At 69.8% G+C, this 23,726-nt stretch carries 22 protein-coding genes and 1 tRNA gene; 12 read left to right on the top strand and 11 right to left on the bottom strand.

The features are described 5' to 3' along the window. Nucleotides 1-20: 20 nt before the first annotated feature. The gene (locus ACFC06_RS13365; protein WP_375930006.1) at nt 21-1,655 is read right to left on the bottom strand and encodes a peptide chain release factor 3; all 1,635 of its coding nucleotides are present in this window, start codon (nt 1,653-1,655) and stop codon (nt 21-23) included. Nucleotides 1,656-1,938: 283 nt separating this feature from the next. On the opposite strand from ACFC06_RS13365, the gene ACFC06_RS13360 reads away from it, so the two are divergent. Both ACFC06_RS13360 and pth read left to right on the top strand, forming a co-directional pair. Continuing rightward, nucleotides 1,939-2,565 carry a 50S ribosomal protein L25/general stress protein Ctc gene (locus ACFC06_RS13360; RefSeq protein ID WP_375930005.1) on the top strand — a complete coding sequence of 209 codons (627 nt, stop codon included), beginning with the start codon at nt 1,939-1,941 and terminating at the stop codon, nt 2,563-2,565. A gap of 21 nt (nt 2,566-2,586) precedes the next feature. Next, nucleotides 2,587-3,165: an aminoacyl-tRNA hydrolase gene (pth, locus tag ACFC06_RS13355; protein ID WP_375930004.1), complete on the top strand. Its 579-nt coding sequence runs from the start codon at nt 2,587-2,589 to the stop codon at nt 3,163-3,165. Between the two features lie 42 nt (nt 3,166-3,207). On the opposite strand, the gene ACFC06_RS13350 is transcribed toward pth, so the two are convergent. Beyond that, on the bottom strand, nt 3,208-4,851 hold the full coding sequence (locus tag ACFC06_RS13350; RefSeq protein ID WP_375930003.1) for a fatty acyl-AMP ligase: 1,644 nt from the start codon (nt 4,849-4,851) through the stop codon (nt 3,208-3,210). 82 nt (nt 4,852-4,933) lie between these two features. Beyond that, nucleotides 4,934-5,623, bottom strand: coding sequence for a lysophospholipid acyltransferase family protein (locus ACFC06_RS13345; protein ID WP_375930002.1), 690 nt, complete (start codon nt 5,621-5,623; stop codon nt 4,934-4,936). Nucleotides 5,624-5,718: 95 nt separating this feature from the next. Between ACFC06_RS13345 and ACFC06_RS13340 the strand changes: the two genes are divergently transcribed. Next, nucleotides 5,719-6,276, top strand: a complete 558-nt coding sequence (locus ACFC06_RS13340; protein ID WP_375930001.1) for a TetR/AcrR family transcriptional regulator — start codon at nt 5,719-5,721, stop codon at nt 6,274-6,276. Here the strand turns inward: ACFC06_RS13340 and ACFC06_RS13335 are convergent. Continuing rightward, nucleotides 6,273-7,451, bottom strand: a complete 1,179-nt coding sequence (locus ACFC06_RS13335; RefSeq protein WP_375930000.1) for an aminotransferase class V-fold PLP-dependent enzyme — start codon at nt 7,449-7,451, stop codon at nt 6,273-6,275. The two genes, ACFC06_RS13340 and ACFC06_RS13335, sit on opposite strands and share 4 nt — an antisense overlap. 121 nt (nt 7,452-7,572) lie before the next feature. On the opposite strand from ACFC06_RS13335, the gene egtA reads away from it, so the two are divergent. Genes egtA through egtD form a run of 4 tightly spaced genes read left to right on the top strand, consistent with a single transcriptional unit; the run spans nt 7,573 to nt 12,021 of the window. Then, complete coding sequence (gene egtA, locus ACFC06_RS13330; protein WP_375929999.1) at nt 7,573-8,877, top strand: ergothioneine biosynthesis glutamate--cysteine ligase EgtA; 1,305 nt, start codon at nt 7,573-7,575, stop codon at nt 8,875-8,877. A gap of 38 nt (nt 8,878-8,915) precedes the next feature. After that, nucleotides 8,916-10,208 (top strand): ergothioneine biosynthesis protein EgtB, encoded by a 1,293-nt coding sequence (gene egtB / locus ACFC06_RS13325; protein WP_375935457.1) that lies wholly within the window; start codon nt 8,916-8,918, stop codon nt 10,206-10,208. Then, entirely contained in the window at nt 10,208-11,053 is an 846-nt protein-coding gene (gene egtC, locus ACFC06_RS13320; protein WP_375929998.1) for an ergothioneine biosynthesis protein EgtC, read from the top strand. The genes egtB and egtC overlap by 1 nt, the downstream gene beginning before the upstream one ends. After that, the gene (egtD, locus tag ACFC06_RS13315; RefSeq protein ID WP_375929997.1) at nt 11,050-12,021 is read left to right on the top strand and encodes an L-histidine N(alpha)-methyltransferase; all 972 of its coding nucleotides are present in this window, start codon (nt 11,050-11,052) and stop codon (nt 12,019-12,021) included. The genes egtC and egtD overlap by 4 nt, the downstream gene beginning before the upstream one ends. A gap of 9 nt (nt 12,022-12,030) precedes the next feature. Here the strand turns inward: egtD and ACFC06_RS13310 are convergent, their stop codons facing one another. The 6 genes from ACFC06_RS13310 to ACFC06_RS13285 all read right to left on the bottom strand — a co-directional run bounded on the left by ACFC06_RS13310 (nt 12,031) and on the right by ACFC06_RS13285 (nt 16,301). Beyond that, entirely contained in the window at nt 12,031-12,378 is a 348-nt protein-coding gene (locus ACFC06_RS13310; protein ID WP_375929996.1) for a hypothetical protein, read from the bottom strand. A 51-nt stretch (nt 12,379-12,429) separates the two neighbouring features. Continuing rightward, nucleotides 12,430-13,071 (bottom strand): DUF2461 domain-containing protein, encoded by a 642-nt coding sequence (locus ACFC06_RS13305; protein ID WP_375929995.1) that lies wholly within the window; start codon nt 13,069-13,071, stop codon nt 12,430-12,432. Between the two features lie 13 nt (nt 13,072-13,084). Next, nucleotides 13,085-13,570 (bottom strand): hypothetical protein, encoded by a 486-nt coding sequence (locus ACFC06_RS13300; RefSeq protein ID WP_375929994.1) that lies wholly within the window; start codon nt 13,568-13,570, stop codon nt 13,085-13,087. A 100-nt stretch (nt 13,571-13,670) separates the two neighbouring features. After that, complete coding sequence (locus ACFC06_RS13295) at nt 13,671-14,651, bottom strand: ribose-phosphate diphosphokinase (RefSeq protein ID WP_218716034.1); 981 nt, start codon at nt 14,649-14,651, stop codon at nt 13,671-13,673. Further along, nucleotides 14,648-16,138, bottom strand: a complete 1,491-nt coding sequence (gene glmU / locus ACFC06_RS13290; protein WP_375929993.1) for a bifunctional UDP-N-acetylglucosamine diphosphorylase/glucosamine-1-phosphate N-acetyltransferase GlmU — start codon at nt 16,136-16,138, stop codon at nt 14,648-14,650. The genes ACFC06_RS13295 and glmU overlap by 4 nt, the downstream gene beginning before the upstream one ends. A 92-nt stretch (nt 16,139-16,230) precedes the next feature. After that, nucleotides 16,231-16,301 (bottom strand) — tRNA-Gln (locus ACFC06_RS13285). A 170-nt stretch (nt 16,302-16,471) separates the two neighbouring features. Between ACFC06_RS13285 and ACFC06_RS13280 the strand changes: the two genes are divergently transcribed. Further along, nucleotides 16,472-17,146 (top strand): TetR/AcrR family transcriptional regulator, encoded by a 675-nt coding sequence (locus ACFC06_RS13280; protein WP_375929992.1) that lies wholly within the window; start codon nt 16,472-16,474, stop codon nt 17,144-17,146. Between the two features lie 159 nt (nt 17,147-17,305). Continuing rightward, nucleotides 17,306-17,953: a TetR family transcriptional regulator gene (locus ACFC06_RS13275; RefSeq protein ID WP_375929991.1), complete on the top strand. Its 648-nt coding sequence runs from the start codon at nt 17,306-17,308 to the stop codon at nt 17,951-17,953. Here ACFC06_RS13275 and ACFC06_RS13270 read toward each other — a convergent pair whose 3' ends face one another. Beyond that, entirely contained in the window at nt 17,954-18,577 is a 624-nt protein-coding gene (locus ACFC06_RS13270) for a TIGR03085 family metal-binding protein (protein WP_375929990.1), read from the bottom strand. A gap of 127 nt (nt 18,578-18,704) precedes the next feature. Here ACFC06_RS13270 and mfd point away from each other — a divergent pair, with 127 nt between their 5' ends. From mfd to ACFC06_RS13255, 3 genes are all read left to right on the top strand, one after another. Then, the gene (gene mfd / locus ACFC06_RS13265; protein WP_375929989.1) at nt 18,705-22,316 is read left to right on the top strand and encodes a transcription-repair coupling factor; all 3,612 of its coding nucleotides are present in this window, start codon (nt 18,705-18,707) and stop codon (nt 22,314-22,316) included. Continuing rightward, nucleotides 22,313-23,029 (top strand): MazG family protein, encoded by a 717-nt coding sequence (locus ACFC06_RS13260; protein ID WP_375929988.1) that lies wholly within the window; start codon nt 22,313-22,315, stop codon nt 23,027-23,029. The genes mfd and ACFC06_RS13260 overlap by 4 nt, the downstream gene beginning before the upstream one ends. Before the next feature lie 115 nt (nt 23,030-23,144). After that, nucleotides 23,145-23,726, top strand: a complete 582-nt coding sequence (locus tag ACFC06_RS13255; RefSeq protein ID WP_375929987.1) for a DUF3558 domain-containing protein — start codon at nt 23,145-23,147, stop codon at nt 23,724-23,726.

Here is a 23,726-nt window from a genome sequence, read left to right as displayed (position 1 = left end):
CCCAGACAGCCCCGCCGGGCTCAGTCGGCCGTGGCGACCAGCGGTTCCAGCGTGAGATCCGGGTGTTCCTTCTCGATGTACTGCAACCGCCACTTGTCGCTGAACAGCGCCAGGATCGCCCCGTCGGTGCGGGTGAAGACCTCCACCCCGCGCTGGCGGTCCAGCTCCGGCGCCGATTCCGCGTCGGTGCGCCGGGCCAGCGTGAAGCCGAGGAAATCCAGCTGGGTCTCCACATTGAACTCGGCCTGCATGCGCGCGGTGACGACCTCGAACTGCATCGGGCCGACCGCGGCCAGCACCGGTGACTGGTCGCCGCGGGCGTCGTTGCGCAGCACCTGCACCACGCCCTCGGAGTCGAGCTGGTCGATGGCCTTGCGGAACTGCTTGTACTTGCCCGCGCTCTGCGCGCGCAGGGTGGCGAAGTGCTCGGGCGCGAAGCTCGGGATCGGCGGGAACTCCACCTTCTTGTCCACGAACAGCGTGTGCCCGGGCGCCAGCGCGGTCGCGTTCACCAGGCCGACCACGTCACCGGGGTAGGCGGTGTCGACGGTGGTGCGCTCGCGGCCGAACACGGTCAGCGCGTACTTGGTGGCGAACGGGCGACCGGTCTGCGCGTGCGTCACCACCATGCCGCGCTCGAATTCGCCGGACACGATCCGCATGAACGCCAGCCGATCGCGGTGGGCGGTGTCCATGCCCGCCTGCACCTTGAACACCACCGCGCTGAACGGGTCACCGGTCTCGCGCTCCTTGCCCGCCACGTCGGCGCGCGAGCCGGGCGCCGGGGCCAGCGCCACCAGGGTCTCGAGCAGCTGGCGCACACCGAAGTTCAGCATGGCCGAGGCGTAGATGACCGGGGAGGTCTGCCCGGCCAGGAACAGCTCCTGATCGTGGTCCTGCCCGGTGGCCGAGAGCAGTTCGCTCTCCTCGGCCGCGGTCGTCCACGCCTCGCCCTCGCGCGCCTCGGCCTCGGCCGGGGTCAGCGACTCCTCCGGGGCGATGGTCGCGCCACCGGCGGTCCGGGTGAAGTGGATGTACTCGTCGGCCGCGCCTTCGGGCCCACGTCGCAGCAGGCCGCGGAAATCACCGGCGATACCCACCGGCAGGAACAGCGGGGTGGGGGTCAGGCCGATCCGCTCGCTGATCTCGTCGAGCAGCTCCAGCGGTGCCTGGCCGGGGCGGTCCCACTTGTTGATCACCGTGATCACCGGGATGCCGCGATGGCGGCACACCTGGAACAGCTTGAGCGTCTGCGGTTCGAGGCCCTTGGCCGCGTCGATCAGCATCACCGCGGCGTCCACGGCGGTGAGCACGCGGTAGGTGTCCTCGGAGAAATCGGAGTGACCGGGGGTGTCGACCAGGTTGATCACATTGTCGACCTCGGAACCGGCGGCCCGGTAGTTGAACTGCAGCGCGGTCGAGCTCACCGAGATGCCGCGCGCCTTCTCCATCTCCATCCAGTCCGACACCGTCGACTTGCGTCCGGCCTTGCCGTGGATGGCGCCCGCCTCGGAGATCATCCTGGCGTGCAGCGCGAGGGCCTCGGTGAGCGTGGACTTACCCGCGTCGGGGTGCGAGATCACGGCGAACGTGCGGCGACGGGCCACCTCGGCGGGCAATCCGCGGGGGACGACGTTCTCTCCGGACTCGGACACGAGTAGACCTTTCGCAGTGGTGGGCAGCCTTTTCAGAGTACGAGGGCAGGCCGGGAGCGCACGCGGCGGGAGTGGGGTGACGGCGGTTTCTATCAGGCCATACCCGTGCGGTATGGTGGTCGGGTTGTCTCGGCGAGGGTGAGCCCCGCGTGGTGTTCACCGTGATCGACGCGGCTCGGCTGTCCGGCCGTCCTCGTTCGTTCTTCGTCCGACGAGTAGACCCAGACCCCGGTAGATGGGTCGCCCATGACCAGCCCGGAAGAGCCGTAGGAGCGCATTCACCATGTCCGACGCCAACGTCATCGAAGCCGCCGTCCGCACCGAATTCGGTAAGGGCGCCGCGCGCCGTACCCGTCGTGACGGCAATGTGCCCGCCGTGCTGTACGGCCACCACGCCGAGCCGCAGCACCTGGCGATCAACGCCCGTGAGTTCGCCGCCATCCTGCGCGAGCACGGCACCAACGCCATCCTGAGCCTGGTCGTCGACGGCAAGTCGCAGCTGGCCATGACCAAGTCGGTCGTCGTCCACCCGATCCGCCGCTACATCGAGCACGCCGACCTGCTGATCGTCAAGCGTGGCGAGCGCGTCACCACCGACGTCAACGTCGTGGTCACCGGCGACGCCGCCGCGGGCACCCTGATCACCCAGGAAGCCACCACCCTGTCCATCGAGGCCGACGCGCTGAAGCTGCCCGAGTCCATCGAGGTCTCGGTCGAGGGCATCGAGGCGGGCACCCAGATCCTGGCCGGCACCATCGCGCTGCCCGCCGGTGTCACCCTCGCCGGTGACCCGGAGGCCCTGATCGTCAACGTGATCGCCGCGCCGTCCGCCGCCGAGCTGGACGAAGAGGGCGAAGGCACCGCCGACGAGGCCGAGCCGGCCGAGGCCGAGGCCGAGTCCGCCGAGTAATTCCGCTGCTACGGTTCGGTCGTGACCGAATCCTCCGGGCCCGCGCTCGTGGTCGGACTGGGTAACCCCGGTCCCGAATACGAGCGCACCCGCCACAATGTGGGCTTCCTGGTCGCCGATGTGCTCGCCGAGCGCATCGGCGGCCGTTTTGCCCAGCACAAGAAATCCGGCGCCGACCTGCTGCAGGCGCGCCTGGACGGCCGTCAGATCCTGCTGGCCAAGCCCCGCACCTACATGAACCTCTCGGGTCGCCCGGTGGCCGCGCTGGCCAAGTTCTTCTCGGTACCCGTCGACCAGGTGATCGTGGTGCACGACGAGCTCGACCTGCCGTTCGGCACGATCAAGCTCAAGCAGGGCGGCGGCGAAGGTGGGCACAACGGGTTGCGATCCATCTCGCAGGCGCTGACCACCAAGGACTACCTGCGCACCCGCATCGGCATCGGCCGTCCGCCGGGGCGTCAGGACCCGGCCGACTATGTGCTCAAGGCGTTCGCGGCGCCGGAGCGCAAAGAGGTGCCGGTGATCGTGGAACAGGCTGCTGACGCGGTGGAACTGTTGTTGAAGGTTGGGCTGGAAGCCGCTCAGAACAACCTGCACTGAGCTGTTCGGCGCACCCGGAGATCCAGGCGCGCCGAACGCGTCTCAGCGCAGGTGTACTGCGGTGGCCGCGCGGCGGAGTTTGCCGGAAGAGGTCTTCGGGAGAGCTCCGGGGCCCAGGATCGCCACTGTGCGGGGGCGGGCGCCTACCTCGGCGAAGACCTCGTGGACGATCTCGCGTTCCATTCGCTTCACCTCGTCGGGTTCCTGGTAGTCGTTGGATTCGACCACCACCGCGAAGCTCTCGCGCTTCTCTCCGGCGTCCAGGCGCACCGCGACCGCGTTGCCGGGGCGGACCCCGCTCACCCGCAGTGCGGCGCGCTCGATATCGGTGGGGTAGATGTTGCGGCCGCCCATGATGATGACGTCCTTCATCCGCCCGCACACCACGATCAGGCCCGCGTCGGTGAAGTAGCCGATGTCGCCGGTGTCGAGCCAGCCGTCGGCGTCCTGCGCGGGGCGGAACCCGTCGACGGTGACGTAGCCGGAAGTCACGGCGGGACCGCGCAATTCGATCACGCCCACCGAGCGCACCGGCAGCGGCTGGCGTTCGGCGTCGACGACGCGGCCCTCCAGGTCGTCGACCAGATGACCCAGTGTCGGCAACCGGCGCGGGGTGCCGTGGTGGCCGTCTTCGGCGACCGGCACCGCCTTGCCGACCGCCTCCAGCAGATCGGCGTCGATCACGTCGAGCACCAGGCCGTGGCCGGGGTCGGGGATGGACACGGCCAGCGTGGTCTCGGCCATGCCGTAGACCGGGGTCAGCGCCATCGGGTTGAGCCCGAATCCCTTGCCCGCCTCGGCCAGCGCGATCATGGTGTCGGGGTCCACCGGTTCGGCGCCGTTCCACATGTAGCGCACGCTGGACAGATCCATGGTGCCCGGCTCGGCCTGGCGCAGCCGCCGGGCCAGCAGCGAGTACGCGAAATTCGGTGCGGCGGTGACGGTTCCACGGTACTTGGCGATGAGCTCGGCCCACAGCAGCGGCCGGGCCAGGAAGTCCAGCGGGGTCACGCACACTACTTCGGCGCCGAATTGCATGGGCACACTGAGGAATCCGACCATGCCCATGTCGTGGAACAGCGGTAGCCAGCTGATCATCACGTCGTCGTCGGTCTGGAATTTGACGCGATTGAACATCGCGTAGGCGTTGACATAGAAGTTGCCGTGGGTGATCCGGACCGCCTTGGGCGAACCGGTCGACCCGGAGGTCAACTGCTGCAACGCGATATCGCTCTCGGTGGTGGGCACCGGATCGGTGTCGGCCCCCTCGTTCAGGTCCTCGATCCGCACCACGATGATGCCGCGTTCGCGCAGCACCGGTTCGGCGGCCGCGAACGGCGCCCCGAGCACGACCGCCTTCGCCTCGATCATGTCCAGCACGGTCTCGGTGTCGCGCACCCAGACCGCCAGATCGGTGCGCGGTGTCGGCTGGTGCAGCATGGTGATCGAGGCGCCACGCATCCAGATGGCCTGGCAGACGGGGGCGATGTCGACGGGCAGACCGGCCAGGACGCCCACCGCGTCCCCGTGTCCGATTCCGGCGGCGGCGAGCCCGCCCGCCATCCGCCGCGCTATCCGATGGATTTCCCCCCAGGTCTGCCGCAACGGCACATCGGGTTCTCCGGTGACCAGTCCCCGTGGGCTGGTCAACGCGGTGGCAAACATTTCGTCGGTGAACCTGCTCAACGTCGGACTCCCTTTGCGCCAACGATCGGTTACGGCCGTGCTCCCAACAAATCCCGCCCTGCGCCCTCGGTGTTAACCCCACTCAACCCCGGCGAACACCCCCTGCCGCACTTTTCTCGACGGCGAAGGTGGCAGCGTAACGGTCCACATATGGTCTACCTGATTGTTCCGCGATCTCCCGCATCAGCTGGTCGGTTGCCGCTCTGACCTGGGCGCGATACTCCGCTGCCGGATAGCGTCGCGCCGGCTGGACGCTGATGCGCACCTTGGTGAAACGCAACAGTTTCCGACCGCGCGGATTCATGCGGTCGGTCCCGTCGAGAATCACGGGTACCACCGGTGCGCCTGTGGCCATGGCCACGCGCAACGCCCCGGTCCGACCACGATAGACCCTGCCGTCGAGCGAGCGCGTGCCCTCCGGGTGAATTGCCCACGCACCGCCGGATTCGAGGATGCGGGTGGCCGCGGCGAGCGCGTCGGCGGCCGCGTCACCGCCGGTGCGGTTCACCGGCACCTGTCCGGCGGCGGTGAAGAACCAGCGCGTGGCCCGCCCGCGCGGGCCGGTGCCGGTGAAGTACTCCTGTTTCGCCAGGAAGGTGAGCGGCCGGGGGATCACCAGCGCCAGGTAGAGCGAATCGATGAAGGCGAGGTGATTGGCGGCGATGATCACCGGCCCGGTGCGCGGGATGTGTTCGAGGCCCTCGACGTGTGGGCGGCCGAGCAGGCGCAGCAGCGGGCCGACGAGAACGTATTTGCACAGTGAATACCACATGGGACCTCCGAGTAGACAGTGTCTACCCGACCCTAGTAGACACTGTCTACGGGTGCCATGGGATGGGGTGCCGCCCGCGGTGCAGAATTGCCCGTATGCCCGGCTCCCTGCGTGAACGCCTCGTCGACACCGGCGTCGAGCTGCTCGAACGCGACGGCGTCGGGGGCCTCGGGCTGCGGGCCATCGCCCGCGCCGCCGGGGTCTCGCACGGCGCCCCGCGCCGCTGGTTCCCGACGCACGCCGCCCTGCTCGCCGCCATCGCCGCGCGCGGCTTCGCCGACCTGCTCGCCCGGTTCGCGCAGTCGGCCGCCGCGGGCGACCCGCGCGTCCGGCTGCGGGAGATGGCTCGGGTCTACGTCGATTTCGCGGTGACCAGGCCGGAGATGTTCACCCTCATGTTCCGCCACGATCTGCTGGCCGGATCAGGGGAGAACCTGCGCGGCACCACCCAGCCGCTGTACCGGCGCGTCGTCGAGCTGGTCGCCGCGGCGGGCGCGGGGCCCGACGCGCCGCGCCGCGCGCTCGCGCTGTGGACCAATGTCCACGGCCTCGCGACGGTCGCCGCCAACCGCACGCTCGAAGTCGTTGCCCCCGAGGAAGATCCCCGGGCGCTCGCCGAGCGGATCGTCGACGAGCACCTGGCCTTCGGCTAGCGGGTGAGCTCGGCCAGCGTCGCCACGAAGTGGTCGAGATCGGCGGGGCTCACGAAGCAGTGCGGTGACGCGCGGATCACCGCGGCCAGGCCGCGCCCGGTCATGTCGAGCAGCGTCGAACTCGCGTGGCTCACCGTGACCGTGACGCCCTGCCCGGCGAGCCGGTCGCGCAGCAGCACCGGATCGTGGCCGTCGACGGTGAACGAGACGATGCCGCTGTGCTCGATACCCAGATCACGCACCGTCACCCCGGGCAACTCCGGCAGCAGCGCGCGCAGGTGGGCGGCCCGGTCGGCGACGGCGGCGTAGACGGCCTCGGGACCGAGCGCGAGCAGGTAGTCGACAGCGGCGCCCAGGCCGAGCCGGGCGGCGACATCGCATTCCCAGAACTCGAAGCGGCTCGCGTCCTCGGCCAGCCGGTATTCGCCGGGGCGCACCCACTGCGCGCCGTGCAGGTCGAGCCGGTCCGGTTCCATCGACCGCGCCAATTCCGCACGGACATACAGGAATCCGGTGCCACGCGGCCCGCGCAACCATTTGCGGCCGGTGGCCGAGAGCGCGTCGACATCGAGCGCGGCCACGTCGATCGGCAGCTGCCCGATCGACTGGCACGCATCGAGCAGCACCAGCGCACCCGCCTCGTGCGCGATCCGGGTGGCCTCGGCGACCGGATTCACCAGGCCGCCGTTGGTCGGCGCGTGCTGGAGTGAGACCAGCCGGACCCGCTCGTCGAGCATGGCGGCCAGCGCGGCGGTGTCGAGGCGGCCGTCGGCGTCGCTGGGGATGTGCTCGACGGTGGCGCCGGTGCGGGCGGCTCGCTGCAGCGCCGAGATGGCGTTGCTGGCGTAGTCGGCGCCCGAGATCAGGATCCGGTCGCCGGGGCGCAGCGGGACGGAGTAGGCGAAATCGGCCCATGACCTGGTCGCACTGTCGCTCAGGGCGATGGTGTCGGCGGTGGCGCCGATCAGGGTGGCGATCGAGGTCTTCACGGCCGCGAGGTCGTCGAGGCGCTCGTTGGCGGCGCGATAGCCACCGATCTCCGCCTCCCGGCGCAGGTGGTCGACGACGGTGTCGGTGACGACCCGCGGCGGCAGCGAGGACCCGGCGCTGTCGAGGAACACCTGCCCCCCATCGAGTCCGGGCGTGGCGGCTCTGACGGCGGCGAGATCGATCATGCGTCGACCCTAGCGCGGGCGTTCGTTCGCCGATTCGTCACTTTTTCTGTCGGTGGCCGTCGCTACTCTGGAAGATCAGACGCAGGTTTCCACGGCAGTACCACAGCACGCGGAGGTTGGCATGGCCGTCACACTGCACCGTACTTCGTGGCCCGATTCCGCTCCCGACCAGGGCGAACTCTCCTCCAGGGCGGCGGCGGAGGCCTATGTCGGCGGGGTGTGTTTCAAGCTGGGGCCACCGGGACTCATCGGCGCGGAACTGGAGTGGCTCACCACCGGCCCCACCGGTTCCCGCCCACCGCTGGACCTGATGGCCACCGCCCTCGGCCCGCACGCGCCCGTCTCCCTCGCCCCGGCCTCGCCCGCGGCACCCCTGCCCGGTGGGAGCAGGGTGACCATCGAACCCGGTGGTCAGATCGAACTGTCCAGCGCCCCGTTCGCCGATCCGGCGGCGCTCACCCACCACCTGCGCGCCGATGCCGTCCTGTTGCGGGACCTGCTCGCCGCCCACGAGATCGGCATCCTCCCCTCCGCCGCCGACGCGGCCCGCCCGGCCGAACGGCTGCTCCGGCTGCCCCGCTACGCGGCGATGGAACGCCGTTTCGCCGGTGTCGGACCGTTCGGCGCGCTCATGATGTGCAATACCGCCGCCACCCAGGTCAGCGTCGACGCCGGCGCCGATCGGCACGAGGTGAGCGCGCGGTGGACGGCCCTCTACGCCCTGGGGCCGACACTGATCGCGGCCTTCGCCTGCTCCCCGCGGCTCTACGGCGCCCCACCGGGTGACTGGGCATCCCAGCGCATGCGGGCCTGGCTGCGGCTGGACCCGTCCCGGGTGCGGCCGCCGGTGGCCGACTGGACCGATCCGATCACCGCCTACGCGCGCTGGGCGCTGGACGTCCCGCTGCTGTGTGTGCGCTGCACCGAGTCCGACGCGGACTGGTCACCGCCGCCCGGCGCGACCTTCGCCGACTGGCTCAGCGGCGCCCTCGACGACGAGGTCGGCCGCAGACCCGGGGTCGCCGACCTCGACTACCACCTCACCACCCTGTTCCCGCCGGTCCGCGCCTCGGGCCACCTCGAGGTCCGCTATCTCGACACCCAGCCCGGCGACACCTGGACCACCCCGATCCACCTGTTCGACGCCCTGCTGTCCACCCCGGCGGTGGTCGCCGAGGCGACGGCACTGGCGGCACCGGTCGCGGGGGAGTGGTCCACCGGGGCCCGCCACGGCCTGGCCGACCCGCAGATCCGCCGCGCCGCCGTCGACGTGCTCGAACTGGCCACCGCTCATGCCCGCACCGATTCCGCCACCGCGGAATTGGCCCTCGCCGCGCGCCGATGTCGGGCGGGGCGAAGTCCACTCGAGCCGGTGCGCAACGGCTTCTCCGTTGCCGCCCAACCTGTTCCGGAGATCGCCCCGTGACTGTTTCCGTCCCCGCCGACCACTCCGCCCGCGACCGGATGCGCGCCCGGATCGCGGAGGTCCTGCACCGCGCGCGTGCGCGCACCGCCCTGCTCACCGACACCGTCGACGACACCGATCTCACCGCGCAGCATTCACCGCTCATGAGCCCGCTGGTCTGGGATCTCGCCCATATCGGCAATCAGGAAGAACTCTGGCTCATCCGCGATGTCGGTGGCCGCGAGGCCGTGCGCGCCGATATCGACGAGCTCTACGACGCGTTCAAACACGCCCGCGCGAACCGTCCAGCCCTGCCCCTGCTCGACCCGGATCAGGCGCGCGGATACGTCGGTTCCGTGCGCGAGAAGGTCTGGGACGTCCTGGAATCCAGTGATCTCGCCGGAAATCCCCTGGTGGACAAGGGTTTCGCCTTCGGCATGATCGCCCAGCACGAGCAGCAGCACGACGAGACCATGCTCGCCACCCATCAGCTGCGCCTCGGCGCGCCGGTGCTGTCCGCCCCGCCGCTGCCCACCGCGCGGGTCCGGCTCGACGGCGAAGTCGTCATTCCCGCAGGCGAATTCCTGATGGGCACCTCGGCCGACCCGTGGGCCCTGGACAACGAGCGCCCCGCCCATCCGGTGCACGTCCCCGGTTTCGCCATCGATGTCGCCCCGGTGACCAACGAGCAGTACCTCGCCTTCGTCACCGACGGCGGCTACGACCGGCCCGAACTGTGGTCGGCGCGCGGCTGGGCCCACCGGCAGGAAGCCGGCCTGACCGCACCGCAGTTCTGGACGAACGAGGACGGGCGGTGGTCGCGAACGGCTTTCGGCGTCCGCACGCCGCTGCGGCCGCGTCAGCCGGTGGTGCACGTGTGCTGGTTCGAGGCCGAGGCGTACGCCCGCTGGGCGGGCAAACGGCTGCCGACCGAGGCCGAATGGGAGAAGGCCGCCCGCTTCGACCCGGAAACCGGTGCGTCCCGGCGCTATCCGTGGGGCGAGGACACCCCCGGCCCCCAGCACGCCAATCTCGGCCAGCGGCACCTGGAACCGGCCGAGGTAGGCGCCTATCCCGCAGGCGCCTCCGCGACCGGCGTCCACCAGCTGATCGGCGACGTCTGGGAGTGGTGCGCAACGGGATTCGATGCTTATCCCGGATTCCGGGCATTCCCCTATCGGGAGTACTCGGAGGTGTTCTTCGGCGGCGACTACCGCATCCTGCGCGGTGGTTGCTTCGGCACCGACGAGGTCGCGTGCCGCGGCACCTTCCGCAACTGGGATCACCCGATCCGCCGCCAGATCTTCGCGGGCTTCCGCCTCGCCCGCGACCTGCGAGAGGACGAACGCTGATGTGCCGTCAACTGGGCTATGTGGGCCCCCCGGTCAGTGTCGGCGAACTCGTTCTGCGCGGCCCGCACTCGCTGTTCGTCCAATCCTGGGCACCCGCCGACATGCGCGGCGGCGGCACGATCAACGCCGACGGCTTCGGCGTCGCCTGGTGGCGCCGCGCCGAGGTCGGCCTGGACGGCGTGCGCGACGCGGTGACCCGCTACCGCAATCCCGCCCCCATCTGGACCGATCCGGCCGTCACCGAAGTGCTCGGTCAGCTGGAATCCCGGTCGGTCCTGGCCGCGGTCCGCTCGGCCACCGTCGGCATGCCGCTGGAACGCGCCGCCTGCGCTCCCTTCACCGACGAACACTGGGCCTTCAGCCACAACGGTGTCGTCCCCGACTGGCGCCCCACCCTGCTCGCCGTCCAGGCCGACCTGAACGCGCTCGTCGGTCCCGGCGAGGCACTGATCGGCTCCGCCGCGATCCTGCTGGAAGCCGAGGCCCTCACCGACTCCGCCGCGCTCTGGGTGCTGCTGCGCGGCCTGCTCGCGGCCATCCGTCCCGACGGCCCGATCACCTCCCCGGAAGACGCGCTGCGCCTGCTGGTCACCGCCGTCCTGCACCGTCAACCGGCCGCCCGCCTGAACCTGCTGCTCGGTGACGGTGACCATCTCTGGGCGACCACGTGCTGGCACGCGCTGTCGATCCTCATGGCCGACGACTACACCGTGCTGTGCTCGGAGCCCTACGACGACGACCCACGCTGGCAGCTCGTCGGCGACCGGCAGGTCGTGGCCGCAGCCCCCGGCGGTTGCACCATCACCGATCTCGCACTCCCCGACCTCGAAAGGGTCCGCGCATGACCGAGCCGCTGCTGGACATCCACCTCACCGACGACGACCTCGCCGCGGCCCTGCGCGCCGACGCCCGCACCGGGCTGACCGCCGACCCGAAATCATTGCCGCCCAAGTGGTTCTACGACGCGCGCGGCAGCGAGCTGTTCGAGCGGATCACCGAACTGCCCGAGTACTACCCGACCCGCACCGAACGCGCGCTGCTCGAACGCGTCGTCGGCGAGATCGCCGAGGCGGCCAGGGCGGAGGTGCTGGTGGAACTCGGCTCCGGCTCGGCGGCCAAGACCCGGCTGTTGCTGAACGCGCTCACCGCCGAGGGATCACTGAAAACCTATGTACCCCAGGATGTCTCGGCGTCCGCCCTGCGTGGTGCGGCCACCGAGATCGCCGCCGAGTACCCGCATCTCGCCGTGCACGGTGTGGTCAGCGATTTCACCGACACCCTGCACAACCTGCCCCGGGGCGGCCGTCGCATGATCGCCTTCCTCGGCGGCACCATCGGCAACCTGGTCCCCGCCGAACGCGCCGAATTCCTGGCCGGCATCACCGAGGTCCTCGAACCCGGCGAACTGCTGCTGCTCGGCGCGGGCCTGGTGATCGACCCCGCCGTGCTCGTCCCCGCCTACGACGACGCCGCAGGCGTCACCGCCGAGTTCAACCGCAATGTCCTGCACGTGCTCAACCACCGCCTCGGCGCCGACTTCACCCCCGAGAAATTCGAGCACATCGCCCTCTGGGACCCCACCAACGAGTGGATCGAAATGCGCCTGCGCGCCACCACCGCCATGACCGCCACCATCCCCGCCCTCGACCTCACCGTCGACTTCGCCCCGGGCGAGGAAATGCGCACCGAGATCTCCGCCAAATTCCACCCCGACACCCTGCGCACCGAACTCACCACCGCAGGCTTCACCCCCACCCACACCTGGACCGACCCCGCCAACCGCTTCGCCCTGTTCCTGGCCGAGCGGCGCTGACCGGCGGCGCTACAGGTCGAGGTCTTCGGCGCGGGTCTCGCCGCTGATCGCGGATTCGTCGCCGTCGACCGGGTTGTCGTAGAGGTCGCCGTCGACATTGTCGTCGCCGACGACGCGGACGGCGGCGACCTCGGCGGGGCGTTCGTCCTGTTCGGCGGCGGCGCGGGCGGCGCTGCCCTCGGTCCATTCCTGCGACATCTCCTCGTCGATGCCCAGGAATCCGTCGGCGTCGGCCTCGTGGTTGCGGATCACGTAGTCCTGCGGTGGGTCTTCCACATACCGCTCGTATTCGACGATGTCGTCGGCTTGATCGTCATCGCCCATGTCCATGTCCATGTCCAACGGTTCACGGCTCATGGGTCCAGTATCGGCCTCCACCGGGCGCGCGTCACGGACCACGGCCGGTGCTCAGTGTTCGACGCCCTCGAAGATCGCGCCGAACCAGTCCACGAGCGGGCGCAGTTCGCCCCAGGCGCGGCGGACCTCGGTCGCGGCGGCGGGAGTGGTGAGCCAGTCCGGGGCGCCGAATCCGCGGCGCACGACCAGCGACTTGTAGCGCAGCAGGTCGATGCGCGGATGGTCGGCGGGGTAGCCCTTGGGTTTGGTCTTGAGCCGGTCGCCGCCGACGTCATAGCCCGCCGCGGTGGTGGCGTCGAGAATCCGCGCGAGTTCGGTGCCGCGCACCTCGTCGTCGATGGTCGCCCGCAAGGTCGCCAGGGCCGGGGGTGACGGCATGAAACATCCGGCGCCGACCGTGAGACCACCCGCGTCGATGTGCACATACCAGCCGACTCCGGGCGCGACCCGGACCACCGCGCCCTGATGGGTCTTGTACGGCGTCTTGTCGGCGGAGAAGCGGACATCGCGGTAAGGCCGGAAGATCTTGGCCTCGCCGAACTCGTCCGCGAGCTCGGCGGCGAGCGCCGTCATCGGCGCGCGCACCGCCTCCTCGTAGGTCTGCTTGTGCGCCGACCAGAAAGCCTTGGAGTTGTCGGCCTCGAGGTCTTCGTAGAAATCGAGTCCCGCCAGCGGAAACCCGGTGAATGCCATCAGTCCTCCCAGCTCACGCGCTACCCAGCGCCACGAAGAACACCACCACCGCCAGCACGGCCAGCGCACCGACCACGGCATTGGCGGTGGCCGCCCACTTGCCCAGCTGTTCGCCCTTGGTGTGCCCGACGATGCCGAGGATCACCCCGGTCGGCACGGTCACCAGCACCGGTAGCCCACACAGCAGGGCCCCGCCGAGGAACGACGCGGCCACGCAGCAGAAGCTGAGGACCGACCAGATCGGGGTGGTATCGACATAGCCGTAGCGCGGCGGCAGCGGCTGCGGCGGTCCGTAGGGCGCCACCCCGTACTGTCCGCGCGGATACCCCGGCGCCGGGAACATCGGCTGCGGCGCGGGCGGCGGCCCCGGATAGGGCGGCAACTCCACACCGGGCCACTGCTGATCGGGACGCACCGGCGGCGGCGGAACCACCGGCTCGGGCGCGTCCTGCACGCGGTCCTTGCTCAACTCGACCGGCCGGTCCGGTTCGTAGTCCATCGATCTCCCCCTCGTATCGCGCGTAGACCTCCATGACTACCACGTCGAAAGCCGAAAACGGCCCCCGGCGGATGCCAGGGGCCGTTCGGCGGAACTCAACTCACGCGTTGCCGTTGAACAGGCCGGTGACCGAGCCGTTCTCGAAGACCTCGCGGATGGTGCGCGCCAGCAGCGGCGCGATCGACAGCACGGTCAGCGTCGGGAACTTCTTGTCCTCGCTGATCGGCAGGGTGTTGGTGATGACGACCTCGCGCGCACCGCAGTTGGCCAGCCGCTCGGCGGCCGGGTCGCTGAGCACACCGTGGGTGGCCGCGATGATCACATCGCCCGCGCCGGCTTCCTTGAGCACCTTCACCGCGCCGGCGATGGTGCCACCGGTGTCGATCATGTCGTCGATCAGCACGCAGGTGCGGCCCTCGACGTCACCGACCACGCGGTTGGACTTCACCTGGTTGGGCACCAGCGGGTCGCGGGTCTTGTGGATGAACGCCAGCGGCGTGCCGCCCAGCGAGTCGGCCCACTTCTCGGCGACCTTCACGCGGCCCGCGTCGGGGGAGACCACGGCCAGGTTGTCGGAGGGGTAGTTGGTGCGGATGTACTCCGAGAGCTGCACCAGCGCGTGCATGTGATCGACCGGGCCGTCGAAGAAGCCCTGGATCTGATCGGTGTGCAGGTCGACGGTGATGATGCGGTCGGCACCGGCGGTCTTGAGCAGGTCGGCGACCAGGCGGGCCGAGATCGGCTCGCGGCCGCGGTGCTTCTTGTCCTGGCGGGCGTAGGGGTAGAACGGCAGCACCGCGGTGATCCGCTTGGCCGAACCGCGCTTGAGCGCGTCGATCATGATGAGCTGTTCCATCAGCCACTGGTTCAGCGGGGCCGGGAAGCTCTGCAGCACGAAGGCGTCGGAACCGCGGACCGACTCCTCGAACCGCACGAAGATCTCGCCGTTGGCGAAGTCACGCGCGGTCTGCGGGGTGATGTCGACGTCCAGTTCCTTGGCGACCTGCTCGGCCAGCTCGGGGTGCGACCGGCCGGCGAAGAGCATCAAGTTCTTCTGGTTGTCGATCGAGAACGCGGTCACTGCTGGTTGCCATCCTTTTGCTCGGTTGCCTTGTTCGACGTCTCGTCTGCCGCGAGGGCTTCCGCCGCCGCGCGCGCCGCAGCGGTTCCCGGACGGTAACGCTGCACCCAGTTATCGATGATGCGCTGTGGCCCACCCGACACGGCCAGTGCCCCTGGTGGAACGCTCCTGCGCAGTACAGTACCCGCTCCGGTATAGGCGCCGTCACCCACGGTGACCGGAGCGATGAACATGGTGTCGCTGCCGGTCCGCACGTGGGAACCGACGACGGTGTGGTGTTTGTTCACGCCGTCGTAGTTCACGAAAACGCTCGACGCGCCGATGTTGCTGTACTCGCCGATCGTCGCGTCGCCCACATAGGTCAGATGCGGCACCTTCGAGTGCGCGCCGATCGAGGCGTTCTTGGTCTCCACGAAGGCGCCCAGCTTGCCCTCGGTGCCCACCACGGTGCCCGGGCGTAGGTAGCTGTAGGGGCCGATGGTCGCGCCCTCGCCGATCTCGGCACCCGAGCCGTGCGTGCGTACCACGCTGGCGCCGGCCCCGACGACCACGTCGGTGAGGGTGGTGTCCGGCCCGATCTCGGCGTCCTCGCCGATGTGGGTGGTGCCGAAGAGTTGGGTGCCGGGGCGCAGCACGGCGTCGCGGTCGATGCGCACGCTCGCGTCGATCCAGGTGGTGGCCGGATCGACGATGGTCACCCCGGCGCGCATGTGCCGTTCGAGGATGTAGCGGTTGAGGGTGGCGCCCGCCTGCGACAGCTGCACCCGGTCGTTGACCCCGGTGACCTTGTTCGAGTCGACCAGCCGCGCCCCGTGCACCGGATGACCGGCCTCGCGGGCCAGGCGCAGCACATCGGTGAGGTAGAGCTCGTGCTGGGCGTTGGCCGTGGACAGCCGCCCGATCATGGTCCGCAGCACCGAGGCGTCGAAGGCGTAGACGCCGGAGTTCACCTCGTTGATCCGGGCCTGCTCGGGGGTGGCGTCGGCGTGCTCGACGATCTCGGCGACCTGGCCGTCGTCGTCGCGCACGATCCGGCCGTAGCCGTTGGCGTCGTCGGGGACGAAGGTCAGCACGGTGACGGCGGGCCGCTCGGCGTAGCTGCGGTGCTCGTCGAGCAGGGCCGAGAGGGTGTGCCCGTCGAGCAGCGGCACATCGGCCGAGGTGACGAGCAGATCGCCGGTGAAGTCCGCGGGGACCGCGCTCAGCGCGCACTGTACGGCGTGCCCGGTGCCCAGCTGCTGGTCCTGTACGGCGCACACGATGTCGAGGCCGAGTTCCTTGCCGACCTCGGCGACGGCGGCGCCGACCTTGTCGCGGTCGTGGCCGACCACGGTGATCAGGTGGGTCGGCTCGATCTCCGCCGCCGCGTGCAGCGCGTGCGAGAGCATCGAGCGCCCGGCCAAGGGATGCAGCACTTTCGGCGTCTTCGACCGCATTCGCGTCCCAGCCCCGGCTGCGAGAACGACGACGGCGGTCTGCGGTGACATGGATCTCCCTCGGCTGCCTGCCAGCGAGTGTGCTGTGGCGGGTTCGGTCGGTGATGGTGCGGGCCGACGATACGTCACTGTGTCCGTGTGTGCTCCGCCGCCAGGACTCGAACCTGAACTATCTGAACCAAAATCAGAGGTGCTGCCATTACACTACGGCGGATCGCCACACCAGTGGACCGCCCGGGCCCACCACTGTGCTACGGCACGCAGTGATCCTCGCACACGTCACCGTTCTCCGGCGAATCTTGTGTACGCCTGTCGCACCCGGCGTCTCGCCGCGTTGTTAGCCTTCTGGGACAGATCGGACGGGACACGGAGAGGCGGGGGCAGATGTCTGCTAGTGAGCCGGGCCGGACGCCGCGGCCGCGGATGACCGGCACGCAGCGGCGACAGCAGCTGATCGAGATCGGTCGCGCGTTGTTCGCCGAGCGTGGGTACGACGCGACCTCGATCGAGGAGATCGCCCAGCGCGCGCAGGTCTCCAAGCCGGTGGTCTACGAGCATTTCGGCGGCAAGGAGGGCCTCTACGCGGTGGTCGTGGACCGCGAGATGTCGATGCTGCTGGACATGGTCACCTCCTCGCTGACCCAGAACCGCTCGCGGGTCCGGCTCGAACAGGTGGCCCTGGCCCTGCTCACCTACATCGAGGAACGCACCGACGGCTTCCGCATCCTGGTCCGCGACCAGCCCGCCCCCAATGCCGACGGTCGCTATTCGAGTCTGCTCAACGAGGCGGTCAACCAGGTCGCCCACATCCTGGCCGGTGATTTCGGCAGGCGCGATCTGGACCCGAGCCTGGCCCCGCTCTACGCGCAGGCACTGGTCGGCATGGTCTCGACCGCGGCGACCTGGTGGCTCGACGAGCGCACTCCGCCGAAGGAAGTGGTCGCGGCGCATCTGGTGAATCTGTGCTGGAACGGATTGAGCCACTTGGAAGCCGAACCGGGTCTCAGCTCCGAATGGAATACCGGGACCCCGGCGAGTGGCGGGGTAACCGGGCGATAGCGCCCCCGCTGGGTGAATCGAGGATTCGGCTGCCGCGCGGCGGCCTGGTGGTACGGTTCACCCATCCTTTTGGGTGCTGCCGGGCGGTATGTCGATCAAACTTCTTCGATGTCGGTCTACTTCAGGATGGCTGGAATAATTGGATGACAGGCGGATCTGATGGCTAGGCAAGCGCGCGCGGAGATCACCCGCGACTCCGTCCTTGCTGGCGCTGCCGATGTCTTTCTCCGTTTGGGCTACGCCAACGCGAGTCTCAGCGAAATCATCGCGCAGTCCAATGTGACCAAGGGCGCCTTGTACTTTCACTTCGGCTCCAAGGAGGAGCTGGCGCGGGCGGTGGTCGATCAGGGCAACGACCGGCTCGTCGGGTCGTGTCAGGGATTCTTCGATTCCCGGGTGCCCGCGCTGGAGGCGTGCATCGGCATCACTTACGTGGTGGCCGACCTGTCGATGAACGATCCGATGGTCGGGGCGATGCTCAAGCTCACCCACCAGATCGGTGACTACCGCGGCGCGCAGGGCGACAACATCGCCAAAACCTGGGGCGAGACCTACCGGGTGCTGGCCGAGCGGGCCATCGCCCAGGGCGACCTGGTGGCCGATCTGGACGCCGACGTGGTCGGTCTGCTGTTGCAGGAGCTCACCGCGGGCGTGCACATCGTCGCCGTCGGCACCGAGTCGATGGACCAGATGGCGGCCCGGATGGAACGCGCCTGGTTCTTCCTGCTGCCCTCGCTGGTGCCGCACGAGAAACTGTCGTACTTCCGCGAGTTCGCCGCGCGCCGGCTGCGCCGCTATATCGGCTGATCAGACGCTGCGGTCGGTGGCGAGCACCGCGCGCACATCGGCCTCGGCGCCGGAGGTCTCGATCCGCACCTCGTCGCGCCCGAACGCGTGCAGCAGCAGCTCCGACGGCGCCGCGGTGAGCACCACCTCCGGGCCGTCGGCTTTGTGCGCGGTGATCCGCTCGCCCTGCGGCGTCGCGAGCACCACCGCGACCGGCGCCTTGCGGTAGGCCGCGCGCGCGATCGTGCGCAGCGCCTTCCACAGGCGGGCCTCGTCGGCCGCCGCCAATTCCCGTGGCTCCCAATCGGTTCGGGCCCGGCGCAGGTCCTCGTGATGGACGAACATCTCGGTGAGGTTGGCGACCGCGTCGACCGGCTTGAGCGGTGACCACCACGGCGGACCGGTGCGTACCAGCTCGGCGAGCTCGGCGAACGGCCGCTGCGCGATCCCGGCCTGGACCGAGTCGAGATAACCGGCCAGCGGCTTGACCAGGATGCCCAGCGAGGCGTCGGGCCTGCGTTCCCTCACCACCAGGTGCGCGGCCAGATCGTGCGCGGTCCAGGTCCCGCACAGGGTCGGCGCGCCGGGACCCACCTCGAGCATCGTTTCCACCAGGGCGCGGCGTTCGCGTTGAGCCAGACTCACCCTGTCGACCCTACGCGCGCGGGCTCGATCGCCTGGTCCGGCGGGCGGTCCGGAACCGTGTCGGACCCGGTGACTAGACTTCCTCACGACTCGTCGACCATCCCGTCTGCGCACTACAGGAGCGTTCATGTCCTCCCTTCGTCCTCCGCTCGCCGGTCTGGTCGAGGCGGCTGGGGGTGATGTCGCGCTGCGTACGGTCGCCGACCTGATCGGCAAATCCGGGGTCGAACTGGTGGCTCCCTCGGCGGTGCGCCCGTTCGTCGCCTCGACCGTCGCCGACCGGCAGCCGCTGGTCGTGGTCACCGCGACCGGGCGCGAGGCCGACGACCTCACCCTCGAGCTCGCCGAGATCCTCGGCCCGACCGTCGCCCAGTTCCCGTCCTGGGAGACGCTGCCGCACGAGCGCCTCTCGCCCGGCGCCGACACCGTGGGCCGCAGGCTCGAGGTGCTGCGCCGCCTGGCCCACCCCGAGGACCCGGTCTACCCGGCGCCCCTGCGGGTGGTGGTCACCACCGTGCGCTCGCTCATGCAGCCGATGACCGCCGGGCTCGGCGATATCGCGCCCATCGTGCTGCGCGCGGGCGGTGAGTCCGATTTCGACGAATTGCTCGCTCGCCTGGTGGAATTCGCGTACACGCGCGTCGACATGGTCGGCAAGCGCGGCGAGTTCGCGGTGCGCGGCGGCATCCTCGACCTGTTCCCGCCGACCGCGGATCATCCGGTGCGCGTGGAGTTCTGGGGCGACGAGGTCAGCGAGATCCGCCCGTTCTCGGTGGCCGATCAGCGTTCGCTCGGCGAGCAGACCGTCGAGTCCGTGGTCGCGCCGCCGTGTCGCGAACTGCTGCTCACCGAGCCGGTCCGCGAACGCGCCGCCGCGGTGGCCGCCGAGAACCCGGCCGACGCCGCCCTGGTGGAGATGCTGGACAAGATCGCCGAGGGCATCCCGGTCGACGGCATGGAAGCCCTGCTGCCCGTGCTCGCGCCGGGCCGGTTGAGCCTGCTCACCGAGGCCCTGCCCGCGGGCACCCACCTGCTGCTGTGTGATCCGGAGAAGATCCGCACCCGCGCCGCCGACCTGGTGCGCACCGGCGCGGAATTCCTGGAGGCGTCCTGGACGGCGGCCTCCTTCGGCGGTGACGCCCCGCTGGGCGCGCACGGCCTGGACCTGGCGGCCTCCGGATACCGCAGCCTGCCCGAATTGCACACCAGCGCAGACGAACTCGGCCTGCCGTGGTGGACGCTGAGTCCGCTCAGCTCCGGCGACCCGGCCGAGGTCGTCCTTCCGGTGCTGGCCGGTCCCACCGCGCGCGGTTCCGAGGAACTGGTCGCCACCATCTTCGCCTCGCTGCGCGCGCACGTCGCCACCGGCGGCCGCGCGGTCGTGGTGGTCACCGGGCACGGCACCGCCCAGCGCGTGCTGGAACGCCTGGGCGAGGCCGAGGTGCCCGCGGGCCTGCTGGCGGCCGGTGCCGCGCCCGAATCGGGTGTGGTCGGTGTGCTGTGCGGCTCGCTGCACGACGGCCTGATCTTCGACGACGCGGGCCTGGTCGTGGTCGCCGAATCCGATCTCACCGGCAACCGGGTCACCGCGCCCACCGAGGGCAAGCGGCTGCCCGCCAAGCGGCGCAACCAGGTCGATCCGCTGGCCCTGTCCGCGGGCGACATGGTGGTGCACGACCAGCACGGCATCGGCCGCTTCGTCGAGATGATCGAGCGCACCATCGGCGGCGCGCGCCGCGAGTACCTGGTCATCGAGTACGCGCCGAGCAAGCGCGGCCAGCCGGGCGACAGGCTGTTCGTCCCGATGGAGTCGCTGGACCAGCTCTCCCGCTACGTCGGTGGTGAACTGCCCAGTCTGTCCAAGCTCGGCGGTTCCGACTGGGCGAACACGAAACGCAAGGCGCGCAAGGCCGTTCGCGAGATCGCGGGCGAGCTGGTGCAGCTCTACGCCGCCCGCCAGGCCGCCCCCGGCCACGCCTTCGGCCCGGACACCCCGTGGCAGCAGGAGATGGAGGACGCCTTCGCGTTCACCGAGACCGTCGACCAGATGACCGCCATCACCGACGTCAAGGCCGACATGGAGAAGGCCGTCCCGATGGACCGCGTGGTCTGCGGTGACGTCGGCTACGGCAAGACCGAGATCGCCGTGCGCGCGGCGTTCAAGGCGGTGCAGGACGGCAAGCAGGTGGTGGTGCTGGTGCCCACCACGCTGCTGGCCCAACAGCACCTGCAGACCTTCACCGAGCGGGTCGCGGGTTTCCCGGTGACGGTGAAGGGCCTGTCGCGCTTCACCGACGCCGCGGAGTCCAAGGAGATCATGGCCGGGATGGCCGCGGGCGAGGTAGACATCGTGGTCGGCACGCACCGGCTGCTGCAGACCGGGGTGCGCTGGAAGGACCTCGGCCTGGTCGTCGTCGACGAGGAGCAGCGCTTCGGTGTCGAGCACAAGGAGCACATCAAGGCGCTGCGCACGCACGTCGACGTGCTCACCATGTCGGCCACCCCGATCCCGCGCACCCTGGAGATGAGCCTGGCGGGCATCCGCGAGATGTCGACCATCCTCACCCCGCCCGAGGAGCGCCACCCCGTGCTCACCTATGTGGGCGCCTACAACGACAAGCAGGTCACCGCCGCCATCCGCCGCGAGCTCATGCGCGACGGTCAGGTGTTCTACGTGCACAACCGGGTGTCCTCGATCGACAAGGCCGCCAAGCGGATTCGCGATCTGGTGCCCGAGGCGCGGGTGGTGGTGGCGCACGGTCAGATGAACGAGGACCAGCTCGAGCGCACCGTGCAGGGCTTCTGGCAGCGCGAGTTCGACGTGCTGGTGTGTACCACCATCATCGAGACCGGCCTCGACATCTCCAACGCCAACACCCTGATCGTGGAACGCGCCGACTCGCTGGGCCTGTCGCAGCTGCACCAGCTGCGCGGACGTGTCGGCCGTTCGCGCGAACGCGGCTACGCCTACTTCCTGTACCCGCCGGAGAAGCCGCTCACCGAGACCGCCTACGACCGGCTGGCCACCATCGCCCAGAACTCCGATCTCGGCGCCGGTATGGCCGTGGCCATGAAGGACCTCGAGATCCGCGGCGCGGGCAATGTGCTCGGCGCCGAGCAGTCCGGCCACGTCGCCGGCGTCGGCTTCGACCTGTACGTGCGGCTGGTCGGTGAGGCGGTGGAGGCCTATCGCGCGGCCGCCGACGGCAAGCCGATCGTCACCGAGGAGACCAAGGAGGTGCGCATCGACCTGCCGGTGGACGCGCACATCCCGCCCGACTACATCGCCAGCGACCGGCTGCGGCTCGAGGCCTACCGCAAACTCGCCTCGGCGCAGGACGATACGGCCCTGGCCGCGGTCATCGAGGAACTCGTCGACCGGTACGGCCCGCTGCCGGTGGAGGTCGGCAGGCTGGTGTCGGTGGCCAAGCTGCGCTTGCTGGCCCGCTCCTACGACGTGGCCGAGATCGTCGTCACCGGAACCACGCTCAAGCTCGCGCCGCTGAATCTGCCCGATTCCAAACAGCTGCGGCTCAAGCGGATCTACCCCAGCGCCACCTACCGCGCGGCCAGCGGCCTGGTGCAGGTGCCGCTGCCGCGGGTCACCGACAGCGTGGGCGCCGACCGGGTCCGCGATGTCGCGGTGCTGCAGTTCGTCGCCGATCTGCTGCTCGCGCTCGACGGCAAAGCCCAAGGCGCGGTGGATCTCTCGGTGCCGACCGAGGCGTCGGCGCGATGAACGAGGAGGCGGCCGACACCGCCGTGGTGGCCGCGGGACTGGCCGGTGCCGTGGAGGTGATGGACCGGCTGTGGCACTTCGGCGGCTGGGAACGCACCCAGACCCACGACTCGCTGCGGCCCTACCTGCTCGAGGAGACCTACGAACTGCTCGACGCCATCCAGGCCGGCGACGCCGAGACCATCAAGGAGGAACTGGGCGACCTGCTGCTGCAGGTGCTGTTCCACTCCCGCATCGCCGAGCACGCGGGCGAGTTCACCGTCGACGATGTCGCCGCCGCCCTGGTCGGCAAGCTCGTGCACCGCAGTCCCCACCTCGCCGCCGACGACCTGCCCGCGGGGACCTCGGTCGCCGAGAAGATCGCCGCGCAGGAAAAGGCCTGGGAGGAGCGCAAATCCGCGGAGAAGGCCCGCCGCTCCTGCCTCGACGGGATCGCCATGGCCCAGCCCGCGCTGGCCCTGGCCGAGAAGGTCCGCTCCCGCAGCGCGCGGGCCGGTCTGCCCGAGGACCTCGTCCCGGCGGCCCTGCGCGTGGTCGAACTCGGCGGCCCCGATTCCGCCGAGGAGCGCCTGCGCAAGGCCACCCTCGACTTCGCCGACACCATCCGCGCGGCCGAGGACGCCGCCGAGGCCACCGGCGGCACCCGCGTCGCGCTGTCGGCCGACGATTGGCGGGCCCACTGGCCAAGGCGCTCTGAAGTTGCGTCTGATTGATCTTTTGTCGCGGTGTCCGGCAACTGAACTGCAGTCAACCGCGAGACCGCAACGTCAGTTGACTTCACCCCCCCCGAAAATTACGATCCGAACCGACGTCTACGGAGGGGATGGCGTGGTTCACCTGGCGAGATTCTTATGTGCCGGCATCGGCGTAGTAGGGATCAGCTCAGCCCTTCTCGGATGTGACTCAGCGACTCCCAGGCACTCGACTCCGACTCCGACTCAGACGATCAACGGGCGTGAGCTCGCCAAAGATGCGCCTTCCGGGTTCGACCCGTGCACCGACATCCCCGAGCAGGTACTCACCGAAGCGAAAGTGGGCCGGGAAACACGCGACCTGACGGAGGCGCCCGGAGGTGTTGTCTGGCGGGGCTGCGACTGGGCGTATCTGGGCGGTGGTGGCTACGCGATGAGCGTGCGCATGACGAACCTCACGCTGGATATGGTCCGCGACAAAAACTTTCCCGAGACCACCGAGTACACCGTCGCCGGCCGTACGGCGATTGCGTGGCGGCAGGAGGCCGGTCGGAGCACCAAGGACGTCTGTGACGTCAATGTGGCGGTGCGCGGCGGCAGCATGGAAGTCAACGTGGTCAATCCGCCCTCGGGTCGGGACACCGGGCATCTCGATTCGTGCGAGATCGCGCGTTCGCTCACCGAGAAGATCGCCCCGTCGATCCCGGCCAGTCTCTGA

It is taken from the genome of Nocardia sp. NPDC056064, assembly GCF_042266925.1.
Taxonomy (GTDB): domain Bacteria; phylum Actinomycetota; class Actinomycetes; order Mycobacteriales; family Mycobacteriaceae; genus Nocardia.
The sequence above is the reverse complement of the archived record's forward strand: the minus strand, read 5'-3'. Positions and strand labels throughout refer to the sequence as shown.